The organism is Paenibacillus apii (assembly GCF_011043685.1).
GTDB lineage: Bacteria > Bacillota > Bacilli > Paenibacillales > Paenibacillaceae > Paenibacillus_AQ > Paenibacillus_AQ sabinae.
Map to the genome: position 1 here is coordinate 21,046 of NZ_JAAKGU010000011.1, position 16,160 is coordinate 37,205.

Here is a 16,160-nt window from a genome sequence, read left to right on the forward strand (position 1 = left end):
GATAAGGAGGGAGAGCTCCGGATGGATCATAAAAAGAATGCCAATATCGTGTCGCGCAGCATGGGCGAAGGAGCTCTGTTCTCCTTTGTCCTGCTGCTCGTTATATTGTACATGATGTATACATACGGTTTTTTGCGTCCTTATGAAAGCCTGGACTTCGGGCTACGGACGATATCGCTGCTGCTTCTACCGATTGGCCTCGGCGTGGGCTTCGGCTTCTATCAGAGCTTCCGTGTCAAGCGCAGGCTTGAGCGGATGCGGGAGACGCTGCTGCTGTGGGAAAAAGGCAACCTGACGCTGTCCATGCCCTCACTCGGAGAGGACGAGCTTGGGCGGCTGGCGGAGCAGCTGAATGTGATCGGGAGCAAATGGGAGGACCAGGTGACGACGCTTCAGCGCCTGTCGACGAATAACGCCCAGCTTGCCGAGCAGGCGAGGGTGTCGGCGATTGTGGAAGAGCGGCAGCGTCTGGCCCGGGAGCTGCATGATGCGGTCTCCCAGCAGTTGTTCGCCATTTCCATGACGGCGACGGCCGTCGGCCGGACGCTCGAGAAGGATTTCGACAAGGCCCAGCGCCAGATCGCGCTGATCGAGGAGATGGCTGCGGTGGCCCAGTCGGAGATGAGGGCGCTGCTGCTGCATCTGCGTCCGGTCTATCTGGACGGGAAGCGGCTCGAGCAGGGCATCCGGGAATTGATCAAGGAGCTGCAGGTGAAGGTGCCGATCGATATCCATTTTGAAATGGACACCGGCGTACAGCTGGTGAAGGGGATCGAGAACCACCTGTTCCGCATCGTGCAGGAGGCCATCTCCAATACGCTGAGGCATGCCAAGGCGGACAAAATGGAGATTCGCATCCACCGGCGGGGCGATACGGTTCGCATGACCATCCGCGACGACGGCGTCGGCTTCGATATGGATGCCGGCAAGCAGACATCCTACGGCCTGTCCAATATGCAGGAGCGCATTACTGAAACGGGCGGATCAATCCAGTTCATAACGGCGCTGGGCAAAGGCACGCGCATCGAGATTACAGTGCCGCTGCTTAGCGAGGATAAGGGGATTTAATCAGGGAGGGAACGACCATGGAGAATGGGGAACCGATTAAAGTGCTGCTTGTGGACGACCATGAGATGGTCCGAATCGGGCTGGCCGCGGTGCTTGGAACCGAGGATGGAATCGAGGTCGTCGGCGAAGCCGGGGGCGGCGAGGAAGGCGTTCGTCTGGCGCAGGAATACAAGCCGGATGTCGTGCTCATGGACCTCGTTATGGAAGGGATGGACGGTATCGAGACGACAAGGCAGATCATGAAGCTCTACCCGGAGTGTAAGGTGATTGTGCTGACGAGCTATTTGGACGACGAAAAAATGTACCCCGTAATCGAGGCCGGCGCATTCAGCTATCTGCTCAAGACCTCCCGCGCTACCGAGGTGGCTGATGCGATCCGGGCGGCGGCCCGGGGACAGTCCGTCCTCGTCTCGCAGGTCGCCTCCAAAATGATGAACCGGTTCCGGAGCGACGCCCGGATCGAGGCGCCAGCCCACTCGGAGCTGACGGACCGGGAGATGGAGGTGCTGAAGCTGCTGGCGCAGGGCAAATCGAATCAGGATATTGCCGACCAGCTGATCATCGGCATCAAGACGGTGAAGTTCCACGTCACCAATATTCTCGCCAAGCTGGGCGTGGAAGACCGTACGCAGGCGGCCATTTACGCCTATAAGAACGGGCTGGCTGAGTAGCGATTCCGGACAGGCGATAAATGGAACGGCAAAGAGCGATAAGCTCCGATGTGGGTTCGTGACAGTTAAGGGATAAACGCCCCGTTAGCAGTGGCATCGGCCGCTGTAGTTTTAGACAATCCAGCCCGTAGTACAAGCCTTAACGACAGCAGTCGGCGAACAAGCCGGCTTCTTTGCGTATTGCCGAAGCTTCTGCTTTTTGCGGCGCGCGGTATAAAATCTCTCAGGACCGGTTATCCTGTCTAGTAGATTGCTAGAACGGAACCGAAAGGGAGAGAGAAGCTATGGGTAATCGGGGAAGAGTAGGGAACAAGGGGATTCTGCTGATGTTCGTCCTGTGCTTCGCAGCGCTGATGCTGGCTGAATTCCGCAGCGGAGCGGAGGCCAGCCCGGCGGAATCGGGCGGCGTGAAGGCTGTGCGCCCTGGCGGAGCAGTTGTCCAAGGCTCTGCCGGCCCCGAAGAGCCGTCGGACTCCGTCGCGCTGCTCACGGAGCTCGGACGGAGCGTGACGGAGCCGGGTTCTCCGCTGCGGCTTGTTTTTAAATGGCAGGGCTCGTATACGGGAGAGGCCGGTTTCTTACCTGAAAGTGCGAACTCGCTCGCGAAGTCGCTTGGACTGCCGGACGCTGTCCAATCGTCCGAGGAAGGCCATGCCGCTTACCGCTCCTCCGCCAAGACCGGAGGCATGAAGACCTCTTTGTTTTGGAGTGAGATGGGTGAGGGCGCAAGCTATGTGATCGTTACACTGGAGACGAATGATCTGTCCCGCACTGAGGGAATGGCCGAGGCCGCCGATGAGGCCGGCAGCATTTTGGCATCTGCAGGCATTGCCGCCGACTGGAACGTTTCTCTGCAAGGCATGTCCAGAGAGCATGGGGAGGCCAGCCGGGCGCTGAAGCTGACGGAGCGGACGCTTGAAGGCAAGCTGCCGGGCATGAGCGCGGCCGAAACCTACACGGATGCGGCAACCGCAAGCACCTCCTATACGGTCCCTTCCCTTGCGCATACCGCGCAGAGCGGGAAACACCATCTTGCATTACAGGCGGCGGTACATCAGGATGATGTCCTCGGCGGCAACCGGGTGACCCTTGGACTCCCGCTGATTACGATTGAGTACTGATTTTCAGTTTATATAAGTCCAGATATTAAATATGATAAAAAACAGTAATAGAACTTTGACGAATTCCGAGAGAAACTGTCAGGTAATCTAATAGCATCCTCATCCGGAATATGATAAAATGACATCACGTCGTTGTAACTTTCGATTTGACATTTGACGATGAGAACCGATTTCAATAAACTATTACTATGATTGCATAGAGAAAGATGAGGAGCCATGGCTGAAAATCAAACCTTTGATGAATTGAAAACACCCGGCGCTGTATTTTTTATTTTTGGTGCAACCGGCGACTTGGCCCGGCGCAAGCTTTTTCCGGCCATTTACAGCCTGTACCGTGAAGGGAAGCTTGCCGAGGATTTTGCGGTAATCGGCGTGGCACGCCGTCCACGGAGTCCCGAGGAGTTCAGGGAAGATGTTAAGGCCTCGATCCGCGAGTTCAGCCGTTATCAGGCCATCGATGACAATGAATGGACAGGATTCGTCAATCATTTTGAGTATAAATCGCTTGATATTAACAATATTGATGGTTTCCGCGAGTTGAGAGAGCAGACCGAAGGGCTGGAAGAGCGGTTCCGCATTCCGGGCAACCGCCTGTTCTACCTGGCGCTCGCTCCCGAGCTGTTCGGAAGCGTATCGTTCAACCTGAAAGCTGGAGGCATGCTGGATGGAGAGGGCTGGAGTCGTCTCGTTATCGAAAAGCCGTTCGGCTACGATCTGGAATCGGCCGAGAAGCTGAACGAGCAGATCCGCCAAGTCTTCCAGGAAGAAGAAATTTTCCGGATCGACCATTATCTCGGCAAGGAAATGGTGCAGAACATTGAAGTGATCCGCTTCGCCAACGCCTTTTTTGAGCCGCTCTGGAACAAGCAGCACATCGCCAACATCCAGATTACGCTGGGTGAAACGGTCGGCGTCGAAGAGCGCGGCGGCTATTACGATCATGCCGGTGCGCTGCGGGATATGGCCCAGAACCATATGCTTCAGCTGCTGACCATGATCGCGATGGAGCCGCCAAGCCGTCTGCTTGCGGAGGATATCCGCGATGAGAAGGTCAAGGTGCTGCGCTCGCTCCGTCCGTATTTGACCGGGGAAGAAGTGCGCAAGAACGTGGTTCGCGGGCAGTATACGCAGGGCCTGTTCAACGGCAAGACCCTGCCGGCTTACCGCCAGGAAGACAAGGTGAATCCGGAATCGATGACGGAAACGTATTTTGCCGCCCGGGTATTCGTAGATAACTTCCGCTGGGCGGGCGTACCGTTCTACATCCGTACAGGCAAGCGCCTGCCGGCCAAGACGACCGAGGTGGTTGTGGAGTTCAAGCGCATGCCTACTAATGTCTATCTGGGGCAGAAGCATAACCTGGAGCCGAACCTGCTCGTTATCCGCGTTAACCCGATGGAAGGCATTTACGTGAAGATCAATGCCAAGAAGCCGGGCTCGGAATCGGATATTCAGCCGCTGGCCATGGACTTCTGCCAGAGCTGTCTGATCGGCATCAACTCGCCGGAAGCCTACGAGCGTCTGCTGCATGATGCCGCGCGGGGCGACTCCACCTACTTTACCCGCTGGGACGAGGTATCCTCGGCGTGGTCGTTCGTGGATCATATCGCCAAAGCCTGGAGAGAGGATTCCAGCGATCTGGCTTCCTATCCGGCAGGCACCTGGGGTCCGGTTGAAGCGGCCGAGCTGCTCGAACAGGACGGCTTCCAATGGTGGCCGGTCAACGGGCAGAAAGAAAGCAATGTTGTATGGTCAGTGAACAACGATTAAGATTGTTAGCCCAATAGATATTCGAAAATCTCCCTGCTTTGAAGCGGGGAGATTTTTTTCACACCGGCTCGTTTTAGGTAGATAATACCGGCCCGATTTTGTTATACTTTAAAGGATGCCCGCGCCCCGATGTCCTTCGGCTTTGAAGGCTTGGATGCCTGCGGGAAAGTACCGTTAATCAACTGACAGGAGCAATGAACAATGGCCATTATGCCGATTTGATACAGGCTTAATTTTAGCCGTGAATATTTAAACGTGATGAATTCAGATATGAAGGGATATGTGCAATGAGTCAAACGATGGATCAGAACTTGCAGCAGGAAGTGGACAAACGCAGAACATTCGCGATTATTTCCCACCCTGATGCAGGCAAAACGACACTAACGGAGAAGCTGCTGCTGTTCGGCGGCGCGATCCGGCTGGCGGGAACGGTCAAGGCCCGCAAAGCAAGCAAGCACGCAACAAGCGACTGGATGGAAATCGAGAAGCAGCGCGGAATCTCCGTTACTTCCTCGGTGATGCAATTTGATTATTCGGGCCACCGGATAAACATCCTGGATACTCCGGGTCACCAAGACTTCAGTGAGGACACCTACCGTACACTGACGGCCGCCGACAGCGCGGTCATGCTGATTGACGTCGCCAAAGGCGTCGAGGCCCAGACGATTAAGCTGTTTCAGGTGTGCGCCAAGCGGGGCATTCCGATTTTCACGTTCATCAACAAGCTCGACCGCGAGGGCCGCAGCCCGTTTGACCTGATGGAGGAGCTGGAGCAGGTGCTGGGCATCCGCTCGGTGCCGATGAACTGGCCGATCGGCTCCGGCCGCGACCTGTGCGGCGTCTATGACCGCATGATGAATCAGGTGGAGCTGTTCCAGGGCGACGACCATTCGGTTATCAAAGTGCAGAAGGTCGAGGATTACAATGATCCTGTCATTCGTGAGATGGCGGGCGATTATCTGCATGACCAGTTGTGCCAGGACCTGGAGCTGCTGGATGTTGCGGGCGATCCTTTCGATTACGAGAAGGTGCTGCGCGGCGAGCTGACGCCGGTCTTCTTCGGCAGCGCGATCAACAATTTCGGTGTGCAGACGTTCCTGGAGAACTTCCTGCAGCTTGCTCCAAAGCCGGAGCCACGCCGCAGCACGGCGGGGATTGTGGAGCCGACGAACGAGAAGTTTACCGGCTACGTCTTCAAGATTCAAGCCAATATGAACCCGGCTCACCGCGACCGGATTGCCTTTCTGCGCATTGTCTCCGGCAAGTTCCAGCGGGGGATGAGCGTAAAGCATGTGCGGGCCGGCAAAGACATCAAGCTGTCCCAGCCGCAGCAGTTCCTTGCCCAGGACCGCGATATCGTCGAGGAGGCGTATCCGGGCGATATTATCGGTCTGTTCGACCCGGGCATCTTCCGGATCGGCGATTCGCTCAGTCAGGCGGGCGATGTTGTATTCGATGAGCTGCCTACCTTCTCGCCGGAAATTTTCGCCAAGGTCAGCATCAAGAACGCGCTGAAATCGAAACAGTTCCAGAAGGGCATCGACCAGCTAACGGAGGAAGGCATGATTCAGGTGTTCCGCACGGTCAGCTTTGACGATATTATTCTGGGTGTCGTCGGACAGCTGCAATTTGAAGTGTTCGAATACCGGATGAAGGGCGAGTACGGCGTGGATGTACAGCTTCAGCGGATGCCGTATCAGTTCGCGCGCTGGATTGTGGACGAGAACAAGCCGGACCCGGGCAAGTTCCGGATCAATTCCACGCTTGTTACGGATAAGAAGGGGAATTTCGTTGTGCTGTTCGAGAACGAGTATGCCATGCGGACGTCTATTGAGAAAAATCCGTCGGCGAAGTTTCTGGAAACGGCGCCTTAATGTGATCAGGCCGGCAGGGGATGTCGGCTAACCAACAAAAAGCCTTCGTCTTTCGCGCGCTTTTGCGCTAGAGAGACGGAGGCTTTTTTACACCATCATTTGCCGGTCGTTAGAGAGCCGGGAGTTTCAGACTTCAGGTGTTCGTGCAGCAGCGAGACGATTTCATCTTTTTTGGCGGGATCGAGGTCTTTCCAGATCATTTCGAATACGGCGCCGAGTCCCGGCAGAGCGGCCTCCGGGCCGTCAATCGAACCGTCGATCATTTCCCGCAGGTCCTCTTTGGATTGACCATGGACTTTATGGATGATCGCCTGGCGCAAATCGAGTGTGATGGACATGACAACACCTCCTTTTTCAAAATGACGGAATATTGTTGAAGCACCGCCGCATCCGAAACCAATGCTTGCAGGACGCGGGCGCAGCCGGTTCTTCTCCAGTAGGCTGGGTATAATATGCCCTGTTACAGAATCTAAAATTCAAGTTTAATTCTCCATATGCTATACTGTTTTGAGACAATCGACAGCTTACGGGGGGGAGAAGAAATGCCCAAGAAGCAATTCGCCATCATCGGAATGGGCCGGTTCGGTTCCAGTGTGGCCAAGGCGCTGAGCGGCATGGGGTACGAAGTGCTGGCCATCGACTCGGACGAACAGCGCATACAGGAAATTTCCGAAATCGTGACGCATGCCGTATCTGCGGATTCGACGGACGAGGAGGCGCTGAGGGCGCTGGGCATCCGCAATTTTGACGTGGTGGTGGTGGCGATCGGCGAGGATATTCAATCCAGCATTTTGACCACGCTAATTCTGAAGGATCTCGGGGTGCCGGTTATTCTCGTCAAGGCCAAGAGCGAACTGCACGGGAAGGTTCTAGGCAAGATCGGTGCGGACAAGGTGATTTATCCGGAGAGGGATATGGGGATGCGGGTGGCGCATCATCTGGCCTCGCCGAATATTCTCGACTATATCGAGCTATCCCCGGATTACAGTATTCTGGATATGAAGGTGCCCGAAGCGATGCTCGGCAAAAATCTCAAGGAACTCGATATCCGCGCCAAGTACGGCTGCAACGTCATGGCGATCCGCCGGGGCGACCATATGAACATTACTCCGAACGCGGACGACCGGCTGACGAGCGGAGATGTGCTGGTCATTGTAGGACACAAGGATAACCTGAACCGGCTGGAGATAGCCTATCAATAACGGATTAATTACGAAGGAATTGACCGGAAAGGTTGAATTAGGATGGAAATCATGTCCCCGCAAAATGCGCGGGTTAAAGAATGGGCCGGACTGCTCGAGAAAAAACACCGCGACAAGAGTGGAAAATACATCATTGAAGGGGTCCATCTGGTGCAGGAGGCGCTTCTGGCGGAAGCGGACGTCGATATTCTGGCTTATGATATCGACAAAGGCATGCCCGCGGAGCTGAACGGTCTGCTGCAGTCCGTTCCGGGCATGGAGACGATCGCGGTCTCACCCGCGGTCATTGCCAAATGCAGCAGCACCAATACGCCTCAGCCCGTGTTCGCGGTGGTGCGCAAGCCGCGGGAGAACGACGAAGCGGCGCTGGACAAGCCAGGCAGCCTCGTCGTCGTGCTGGACGGCGTGCAGGACCCCGGCAATGTCGGCACCATCATCCGCAGCGCCGACGCGGCGGGGGCGGACGGCGTCATCTTAGGCCGCGGCAGCGCCGATCTGTACAATCCGAAGACCATCCGTTCCACGATGGGCTCGATGTTCCATCTGCCGATTGTCGAGGCCGATCTGGCGGAGATCCTGCCGCAGGCGCGGCAGCGCGGCGTGCTGCTGGTCAGCACCTCGCTGCAGGGCGTGGACTCCTGTTACAGCCACGATTTCCGCAGCGGCAGCCAGTGGCTGGTGATCGGCAGCGAAGGCCGAGGCATCTCGCCGGAAACGGCGGCCCAAGTGAATAAGAGCATCATCATCCCGATGAAGGGCCGGGCCGAATCGCTGAACGCGGCGATGGCGGCAACGATTTTATTGTTTGAGGCGATGCGGCAGCGGGGGGATTAAACAAGGCAATAGAGCGAAGAGCCCCCTGGCTTCGGGAGAACCGAACCCTCCGCGAGCATTGCCCGGCCGTTCCATCAGCAGCGCCATGCCGAGAGCTATGCGCTGGCGCTTATAGCAACAGTGAATATTTTTTCAATAAGCTGCAATGCGCCTCTGTATCCGATGTAGCTTTTGTTCAGAACCACTTCATAGGACGCCGGAAATCCGACTTCGACGATGTTGCCCTTCAGCGCCTTGGCCGTGTCTCTTTCCCATGTTGTTCCAAAGATAATCGGGGGCTTATGCCCAAAATCAGTCTCTCTCAGTATTTTGCCGACGATATAGCCGTCTTCAACAAAATCGACCGTGGTGGCGACATCATGAGCGAGCTTTTGATATTCTTGAGCGATGGCTTCTCTATATTTTTCCGGCGCATTATCGGTGATGATTTGTCTCTTTGGAATTAAGCCAAGCTGATTTACCAGAAACTTGTTTAAGGCCAGATTGTACGTGCTGTCCCCGACTACGGCATAGGTTGCCGGCAGTCCCCACCAATATTCGGAGTAGAAATCATTGAAATGCTCCAGATAATAATAGTATTCTTTTTCTTCCTGCTCGATAAAAGACTCGGCTGGTGCAGGGTCAATGCCCGCGTACTCAACGACCTGTCTAATAAATGCCGCTGTCTGCTGCGCACCGATCGGTAACACAGGGATGTGCAAATACGGCTGATTGTACTTTTGTTCCAGATGCTTGGCCGTTTTCAGCCCGAGCCATGGCGAGACGACCAGATTAAACTGGGCATGGGGAATCGTCTTCCATTCCTCGACTCCGCCCGATTTGCCGCCGAACAGAATATTGACCCTGAATCCGGCGCCCTCCAGAATCCGCTTCAGCTCGGTCAAGTCCCCGCGCCAGAATGTATTCTGGTACGGAAGCTCTGACCAGACATTAATCAAACCTTTTTCCCTGTGGTCCTTGTCAACCGCATATTTATCAACGTATTGATCAATGATGGCTGTCGTTATGATCTCATGGCCGACGAAGTTATTGCCCTTAAAGCCGCCGGTTTCGGCATACACAATGGGGACTCCCTGTTTCTGATATTTACTGACGACCGCTCCGACATCATCTCCGACCAATTCTCCGATGCACCCGTTCAGCACAACAAACAAGTCGCCCTCTATGATCTTAAGAGTGGATTTAATTAATTCGTCCAAGCGCTTCTCGCCGCCGAATACCACTTCTTTCTCACCGGCATTGACGCTTGGAGAGACTGAGCCTCCCGAATACCCGCTGCCCTGAAAGCCGTTGTAAAAAGCCAGGCTGGTGTATTGCTTGTCCATGCAGCCCGGTCCGCAGTGGCCGATGGGAACGGCGCCCGGAATGGATACGACGCTGTACAGGGCTCCGACGGCACAGCCGTAGCGCACTTGATTGATTGAATTGGTCTGCCCGTGCTCATTTTTGGTAACAGCCATGGTAGTTCTCCTTTTCTATGAAAATCATTGTTTACGCATCGATCAATTCCGGGTGCTTGGCGAGAATGTAGGGGTCTTTTTGTTCAAGCCACCACTGCTTGTAGGGGAGTTTTGCGTGCTTTTTCAGATCATCGTGAAATTTTTTATGGGCGAGAATGTTCAGAATCGCTTCACCCAGATTAACGATGCCTTCGTAGCCGATCGCGATATGTTCATCGCCCAGCGGGGCTGCGGGAATACCGAGCTTGGAAGCCAGCGGCGCGAGACCGTTATGTCTGATCAGGATAAAATCCGGCTTGACCTCCTGCAGCAAACCGTAAAATTGATACTGCTGCCTGTTGCTCACATTAAACGACGGGACCTCGCCGTAATGTTCAATCAGGTGCCCCAATGAATCCTCCCTGGCATCGCCGCTGTCATAAACGGGATCATGGTGGAACACCAGCGAGCCGTCTACCTGAATATCCAGCTCTCTCAGTACTTGAATCAGTCCGTGGGCGTAAGCGGAGCCTGTAGCTACGTATCCTTTTAAGCCCTGAAGCTTCTTCTTGAGCTCGGCGATCTTCGGCTTCACTCTGGCGTGTTCCTTCGCGATGTACTGCTCTATAAGCTCTTCCCGATGGGTGACTTTGCCGAGCTCGCGAAGCCATGCATCGGTTCCGGCGAAGCCGTAGGGCATCGGAGCTTTAACTTCGGGCACGCCAAATTCCTGCTCCAGCGCCGCCGCCATATACGAAGAGAGCGTATAGCAGAAGCCTACGGTTGCCGCCGCTTCAGACAATTGCTCGAGATCGGAGACGGATGCCATATCGACAACATAATTGACTCTTAGATTAAACTCTTTGAACATAGGGGTAAAGATATCCGAACCCCAAAGACTGATGACATTGACGAGATCCTCTTGCTTTTTCGTGCTTTTTTTCACAATCTGCCGCAAAATGCCATGCTGGGTCGCGTCAAAGCCGGTACTCCAATGCTTCGATCTGAATCCTTCACAGAAAAGAGGAATGACGGGAATCCCCAGCTCCTCTTCTTTCTTCTTTGCAACACTTTCAATATCTTCGCCAATGATCCCGGTAGGGCAAGAGGTTCCTATGAAAATGGCTTTGGGTGAATACCTTTCCCAAGCATCGTCAATGGATTGCTTGAGTTTGCCAAGCGCGCCAAACACCATATCCGTCTCCTGCAGATTTGTATTGATAATTCTAATATTCTCGACTTTATGGCCTCTCATGGCCAATCCATTGCGGTAGATTGAATTATAGGGAACTTGTCCGGCGCCGCAGCCGATCGGTGAATGCTGGATCAGCACCGCATCTCTGACATTACCCGCCTGACATTCAACCATTTGCTCACTGCACACCGAGCCTTGAGTGAAAGGTCCTTTGGCTTCGCACAGCCGGCATCCATCCTTATTGCTTTTACATCCGCTTCCTCTTTGCTGATAGCCTGATTGTGTGTGCAGATCCGACGCTGTTCCGTTCCAGGCGATGATAGTGCCGAGCCGCCGCTCGCGATTCTGAACTTCAGCCATCCTCAAATTGATCTTGCCCATTCGCTATCCATCCTCTCTTATCCCATTTGACGCCCGGTGATCTGTAATGGCAGTAGTCACAGAAATATTTCATACTAAATAGCTAGGTTTTATATACAATGATCAAAGTATATATTTTACGTTTATATTCTGTCAATATATTCTATGGCTTATTTTGTAAGAACAAGGCAGCCGTTCCTTGTTGCGTTCAGCCCCTCCAATGTGAAAAATAAAGTACAAATAGCATATTGAAAGTGCTTCCATTCTTTTTTAAAATAGGTTGGGGAGTCCATGTTATGGGACTTTAACCCACTATTTTGCAAGCGAATACATATATGGGGGAGGGGGCATAGCCCAACAGACAAACAACGAATGAAAGATTTCGGCAGTGAATAGGATGATTAACGTGTCAAAGTAAAAGTCCACTTTCGCAGGGAAAGGTGTTGGTTCCATTTTGAGTAAAAAGGGAAAAACGCTAGCCACTTTAACACTGGCGCTCGCCTTGGCATTTCCGGCTGGCTTGACCGGTAACGCTTCCGGCCAGGCCGCCGACTCAAACTATTACAACGAAGTTCACCGAAATCAGTTTCACTTCTCACCTCAAGCGAACTGGATGAATGACCCGAACGGAATGATTTATTTCGAGGGAGAGTATCATCAGTTTTTCCAATATGACCCTTACCAGAAGACCCAAGGGCCCATGCATTGGGGACACGCTGTCAGCAAGGACCTCATTCATTGGGAGCAGCTTCCGTTTGCCCTGGCGCCTGATGAAAACGGTGTCATTTTCTCGGGAAGTGCAGTCATCGATTATAACAATACCGCCGGGTTCGGCAAAAATGCGATGGTCGCCATCTTCACTCACGCTAATGGACCAAGGCAGGTTCAAAGTCTAGCCTACAGCACGGACAGAGGCCGGACATGGATAAAATATGAAGGTAACCCAGTCATGCCGAATCCTCCCGTTGCCGACTGGCGCGATCCGAACGTCTTCTGGCATGAAGAATCTAACCAGTGGGTAATGACTCTCGCAGCCAAAGACAGAATTATGTTCTATACGTCGCCCAACTTGAAAGACTGGACCTACCAGAGCGAATTCGGCCCGGACGGGGGCATCCAGGGAACCGGGCAAGCAGGGGGCTACTCCTTTGCCGTATCGACCCAGCGTGGGCAGTCGTTTGTGTACGAAGCCGACGTGATGCCCATTGAGAACAACACGCTGATCGGCGAGGGAGGACTGGTATTCCGTGCGGACCCGGAGATGAAGAGCGGCTATGTCGCTATGCTGAATACGGAAACCGATGAATTAACGCTCGGAAAAATTGGAAACGATTCAATTACGGAAATTGTCTCCAAGCCAGCCGATCTCCGTGCTTCCACGACGTATCATGTAAAAGTCGAGACGATTGACGATCGGGTGAAAATCTATGTGGACGATAAGCTGGTTATCGATCAGCAGGATTCATCTTTCGGAAGCGGCTACTTCGGACTGTCGTCCTGGAACTCGTCCGCGGTCTTCCGGAACGTAAAGTTTACCAACACCGCAAATTTTGTGACCAATATTTCCGGTTGGACACCCGTTTCGGGGACATGGGCGAACAACAATTCCGGAAAGCTCGGAAGCTCCACGGACGATGCCTATACCCTGAGCGGAGAGACCGCTTCCGATTTCAGCTATGAGACCGACTTGAGCATTTCCCAATATGACGGCGCCTCCGGCTTTGGCTCGCTTGTATTCCGGGCGGACGCGGACGGGAAAAACGGCTATGAAGCCGTGCTTGATGATGCGAACGACAAGGTCCGGCTGATCAAAACGGTAAACGGCGCAAGCAAGGTTATCGCGGAGAAAGAGGCGGTCGTCGAATCAGGAAAAACATACCATCTGAAAACAAGCGCAGCCGGCAGCGCGATTAAAGTATTTCTGAATGGTACGCCGGTTATTGACGCGGAGGATGCGGCCTACTCCACAGGCTTGCTCGGTCTGCACGCTTCGAAGGCTTCAGTCCAATTCCAGGGCGTGCTGAAGACAAAGTATATTGTCACGGAGGCTTCCGAGATTGAGAACCATGATTTTGAGACTGGCGATTTGACGGGCTGGAAAAGTGTAAGAGGAGATGCTTTTACGGACGCGCATGTCTCCGAAGCGACTGAATATTGGGCGGACCTTTCGGGCAGCAGGGCAACAGCCATTTATGGGGAGCGGCGGTTCCTCCTTATGACGCTTTGACGGGCGAGCTCCATTCCAGCTATTTCAAGCTGGGCGGTTCGGGTGAAATCAACCTGATGATCGGAGGGGGTAATGATATTGCTACCCGGTATGTTGCTTTGGTGAGAGCTTCCGACGATAAGGAGCTGATCCGGCAAGAGAACAAATACTGGGCGGACGATGAAAAATATCGCCGATTCGTCTGGGACGCTTCGGACTATTTGGGCGAGGTTCTGTACATCAAGGTCGTCGATAATGCAACCGGCGGCTGGGGGCATATCAATGTTGACGACGTCAATGTCTACAACACGGGAACAATTCCCGAGGCAGTCGATAATAAAGCCCGTGAACCGAAGGAACCGGAGCAGTACGAGAGCGGTAAGATTACCGAGTGGAAAGGAATTGTCGGAGAGTGGGTTCCTTCGACGAACGGCAGGGTGGCAGGCGTTTGGGAGTGTCCGGCATTGTTTACCCTCCCGGTAGATGGCAATCCCAATAACAAAAAGTGGGTGCTGCTGGTCAGTCTGCAAAACGGCTCGATCGGCGGCGGGGCCGGCATGCAGTATTTCATCGGGGATTTCGACGGCAAGCGGTTTGTAAACGACAATCCGGCGGATCAGGTGCTGTGGGTGGACTATGGCGCAGACTTCTATGCCGGTATCCCGTACAACAACATAGAAGGGAAGAACGGGGAGCGGTACTGGCTCGCTTGGATGAGCAATTGGCAGTACGCCAAAAAAACGCCGACCACGACGTGGAGAAGCTCTTTGACGCTTCCGAGAGAGATGGAGCTGACCCGGACCGAAGACGGTCTTCGGCTCAAGCAAACACCGGTCAGCCTGGAAAAAATCCGCGACCACAGCGGCAAAATTACGATGGAAAACCAGGTGATTTCGGCCGGAAGCGCGAATGCCATTACCAAGACCTCGGATGTATATGAAATCCTGGCCGAGTTTGATATATCTCATTCGACCGCTTCCGAATTCGGCTTTAAAGTGCACAAGGGCACGATCAAGCACGGAGGCACTCCTGAACAGGTCGTGGTCGGGTATGATACTGCCAAGCAAAACCTGTTCGTAGACCGCTCGAAATCCGGCAACTTCAATTACGGCATCCATGTAAAAGGCAAACATGAGGCGCCGCTGCGGCCGGAGAACGATACGGTCAAGATGCATCTCTTCGTGGATCGTTCCGCGATTGAAGTATTCGGCAATAACGGTACCGCTGCCATTACCGATCAGGTCTTCCCCGACCCGCGCAGCACGGGGCTTGAAATGTACAGTGTCGGCGGGGACGTGAAGCTGAAATCGCTGGAGATTTTCCCGCTGAAATCGATTTGGGGCAAATCCCCGGTCAAAACGAACCTGAGCGGATGGACCACGATAAACGGCATGTGGGCGGATACCCTCTATGGCAAACAGGGGGAAACGGCCGGTATGGACGCCATTACCATTTCGGTCAACACGGGCGGCGACTCTTCGTATGAAGCCGATATCCGGATTCTCGATACCGACTCTCACCCGAATGACCCGAATCAGGATTATGTCCCGAATCCGGTCGGCTCCGGAGATTTGATATTCCGTTCCGACCGGTTGGGCGAGAACGCGTATATGGCAAGATTGGATGTCCGGACGAACACGGTAAAATTAATCAAATCGACCGGAGGCCAATCGGTGTCCCTTGCCGTTTATGGTGCGGAAGACGGGCTCAACCTGACAGCCAACAAGACTTACAATCTGAAAGTAGTAACGGAGAAAGATTCGATCCAGGTTTACCTAGATAAAGCAAGGATTATCACGGTCAGCGATTCTTCGTTCACGGGCGGATACTTCGGTTTGGGTGTATCGGGCTCCACAACCGCCTTTGATAACATCATTTATAAGAACAAAACGGATTTTGAGCCCGCTCCTCCGAAGCCGGTTGATACGACCGCCACAGATTTGATCAATCCGGATTTTGAAACCGGCGATCTGACCGGATGGACGGTAGTGAGCGGCAATGCGTTCAGCGACAAGAATGTCTCGCAGGAGAAAAACTTCTTTGGCGTTCTTCCTTTCAACCACAGCGGCACTTATCATCTTTGGGGATACAATGGGGAAGCGGGCGGCGACGCCGCGACCGGCGTCCTGAAATCGGGCAATTTCAAGCTGTCGGGAAGCGGAGAGATCAGCTTCCTTATGGGAGGTGGAAATGACTATGAGAACCTATATGTCGCTCTTGTAAGAGCGTCGGATGATCAAGTCCTGCTGAAAACGACGAACGTCGGTTTTGAGGATGACGAGACCTACCGGAGAATGACGCTGGACGCTTCCGGCTATCTGGGCGAAGTCGTATATATCAAGCTGGTCGATACCGCTACCGGCGGTTGGGGCCATCTGAACGTCGATGATTTTAAGGTACAATAAAGTCCGGTATTTCTG

Annotated in this window: 12 protein-coding genes; 9 read left to right on the forward strand and 3 right to left on the reverse strand. The window is 53.8% G+C overall.

What is annotated here, in order from left to right; genetic code table 11:
• Window positions 1-21: 21 nt before the first annotated feature.
• From G5B47_RS19925 to G5B47_RS19945, 5 genes are all read left to right on the forward strand, one after another.
• Window positions 22-1,068, forward strand: a complete 1,047-nt coding sequence (locus G5B47_RS19925) for a sensor histidine kinase (protein WP_165101843.1) — start codon at window positions 22-24, stop codon at window positions 1,066-1,068.
• Between the two features lie 17 nt (window positions 1,069-1,085).
• On the forward strand, window positions 1,086-1,739 hold the full coding sequence (locus G5B47_RS19930) for a response regulator (protein ID WP_025336413.1): 654 nt from the start codon (window positions 1,086-1,088) through the stop codon (window positions 1,737-1,739).
• Between the two features lie 284 nt (window positions 1,740-2,023).
• Window positions 2,024-2,860, forward strand: coding sequence for a YwmB family TATA-box binding protein (locus G5B47_RS19935; protein WP_165101846.1), 837 nt, complete (start codon window positions 2,024-2,026; stop codon window positions 2,858-2,860).
• 216 nt (window positions 2,861-3,076) lie between these two features.
• On the forward strand, window positions 3,077-4,630 hold the full coding sequence (gene zwf, locus G5B47_RS19940; protein WP_165101849.1) for a glucose-6-phosphate dehydrogenase: 1,554 nt from the start codon (window positions 3,077-3,079) through the stop codon (window positions 4,628-4,630).
• 287 nt (window positions 4,631-4,917) lie between these two features.
• Window positions 4,918-6,504 carry a peptide chain release factor 3 gene (locus tag G5B47_RS19945; protein WP_025336410.1) on the forward strand — a complete coding sequence of 529 codons (1,587 nt, stop codon included), beginning with the start codon at window positions 4,918-4,920 and terminating at the stop codon, window positions 6,502-6,504.
• Window positions 6,505-6,599: 95 nt separating this feature from the next.
• Here the strand turns inward: G5B47_RS19945 and G5B47_RS19950 are convergent, their stop codons facing one another.
• Window positions 6,600-6,842, reverse strand: a complete 243-nt coding sequence (locus tag G5B47_RS19950; protein ID WP_165101852.1) for a small acid-soluble spore protein SspI — start codon at window positions 6,840-6,842, stop codon at window positions 6,600-6,602.
• A gap of 204 nt (window positions 6,843-7,046) precedes the next feature.
• Here G5B47_RS19950 and G5B47_RS19955 point away from each other — a divergent pair, with 204 nt between their 5' ends.
• On the forward strand, window positions 7,047-7,706 hold the full coding sequence (locus tag G5B47_RS19955) for a potassium channel family protein (RefSeq protein WP_165101855.1): 660 nt from the start codon (window positions 7,047-7,049) through the stop codon (window positions 7,704-7,706).
• A gap of 42 nt (window positions 7,707-7,748) precedes the next feature.
• Window positions 7,749-8,540 (forward strand): TrmH family RNA methyltransferase, encoded by a 792-nt coding sequence (locus G5B47_RS19960; protein WP_165101857.1) that lies wholly within the window; start codon window positions 7,749-7,751, stop codon window positions 8,538-8,540.
• A 95-nt stretch (window positions 8,541-8,635) separates the two neighbouring features.
• Here the strand turns inward: G5B47_RS19960 and G5B47_RS19965 are convergent, their stop codons facing one another.
• Together G5B47_RS19965 and G5B47_RS19970 are read right to left on the reverse strand one after the other, a co-directional pair.
• Window positions 8,636-10,000 (reverse strand): nitrogenase component 1, encoded by a 1,365-nt coding sequence (locus tag G5B47_RS19965; RefSeq protein WP_165101860.1) that lies wholly within the window; start codon window positions 9,998-10,000, stop codon window positions 8,636-8,638.
• 31 nt (window positions 10,001-10,031) lie between these two features.
• A complete protein-coding gene (locus tag G5B47_RS19970) occupies window positions 10,032-11,555 on the reverse strand; it encodes a nitrogenase component 1 (RefSeq protein WP_165101863.1) in 1,524 nt (507 codons plus the stop codon).
• Window positions 11,556-11,988: 433 nt separating this feature from the next.
• Here G5B47_RS19970 and G5B47_RS19975 point away from each other — a divergent pair, with 433 nt between their 5' ends.
• Both G5B47_RS19975 and G5B47_RS19980 read left to right on the forward strand, forming a co-directional pair.
• Entirely contained in the window at window positions 11,989-13,761 is a 1,773-nt protein-coding gene (locus tag G5B47_RS19975; protein WP_235957236.1) for a family 16 glycoside hydrolase, read from the forward strand.
• On the forward strand, window positions 13,689-16,145 hold the full coding sequence (locus G5B47_RS19980) for a glycoside hydrolase family 32 protein (protein ID WP_165101866.1): 2,457 nt from the start codon (window positions 13,689-13,691) through the stop codon (window positions 16,143-16,145). Before G5B47_RS19975 ends, G5B47_RS19980 begins: the two co-directional genes overlap by 73 nt.
• The last annotated feature ends 15 nt before the right edge of the window (window positions 16,146-16,160 follow it).

What these genes read in the sequence shown, in the direction of transcription:
- G5B47_RS19960 (WP_165101857.1), top strand. Translation starts at nt 7,749, where the DNA reads ATGGAAATCATGTCCCCGCAAAATGCGCGGGTTAAAGAATGGGCCGGA.
- G5B47_RS19950 (WP_165101852.1), bottom strand. Translation starts at nt 6,842, where the DNA reads ATGTCCATCACACTCGATTTGCGCCAGGCGATCATCCATAAAGTCCAT.
- G5B47_RS19930 (WP_025336413.1), top strand. Translation starts at nt 1,086, where the DNA reads ATGGAGAATGGGGAACCGATTAAAGTGCTGCTTGTGGACGACCATGAG.
- G5B47_RS19925 (WP_165101843.1), top strand. Translation starts at nt 22, where the DNA reads ATGGATCATAAAAAGAATGCCAATATCGTGTCGCGCAGCATGGGCGAA.
- zwf (WP_165101849.1), top strand. Translation starts at nt 3,077, where the DNA reads ATGGCTGAAAATCAAACCTTTGATGAATTGAAAACACCCGGCGCTGTA.
- G5B47_RS19945 (WP_025336410.1), top strand. Translation starts at nt 4,918, where the DNA reads ATGAGTCAAACGATGGATCAGAACTTGCAGCAGGAAGTGGACAAACGC.
- G5B47_RS19970 (WP_165101863.1), bottom strand. Translation starts at nt 11,555, where the DNA reads ATGGGCAAGATCAATTTGAGGATGGCTGAAGTTCAGAATCGCGAGCGG.
- G5B47_RS19935 (WP_165101846.1), top strand. Translation starts at nt 2,024, where the DNA reads ATGGGTAATCGGGGAAGAGTAGGGAACAAGGGGATTCTGCTGATGTTC.
- G5B47_RS19965 (WP_165101860.1), bottom strand. Translation starts at nt 10,000, where the DNA reads ATGGCTGTTACCAAAAATGAGCACGGGCAGACCAATTCAATCAATCAA.
- G5B47_RS19955 (WP_165101855.1), top strand. Translation starts at nt 7,047, where the DNA reads ATGCCCAAGAAGCAATTCGCCATCATCGGAATGGGCCGGTTCGGTTCC.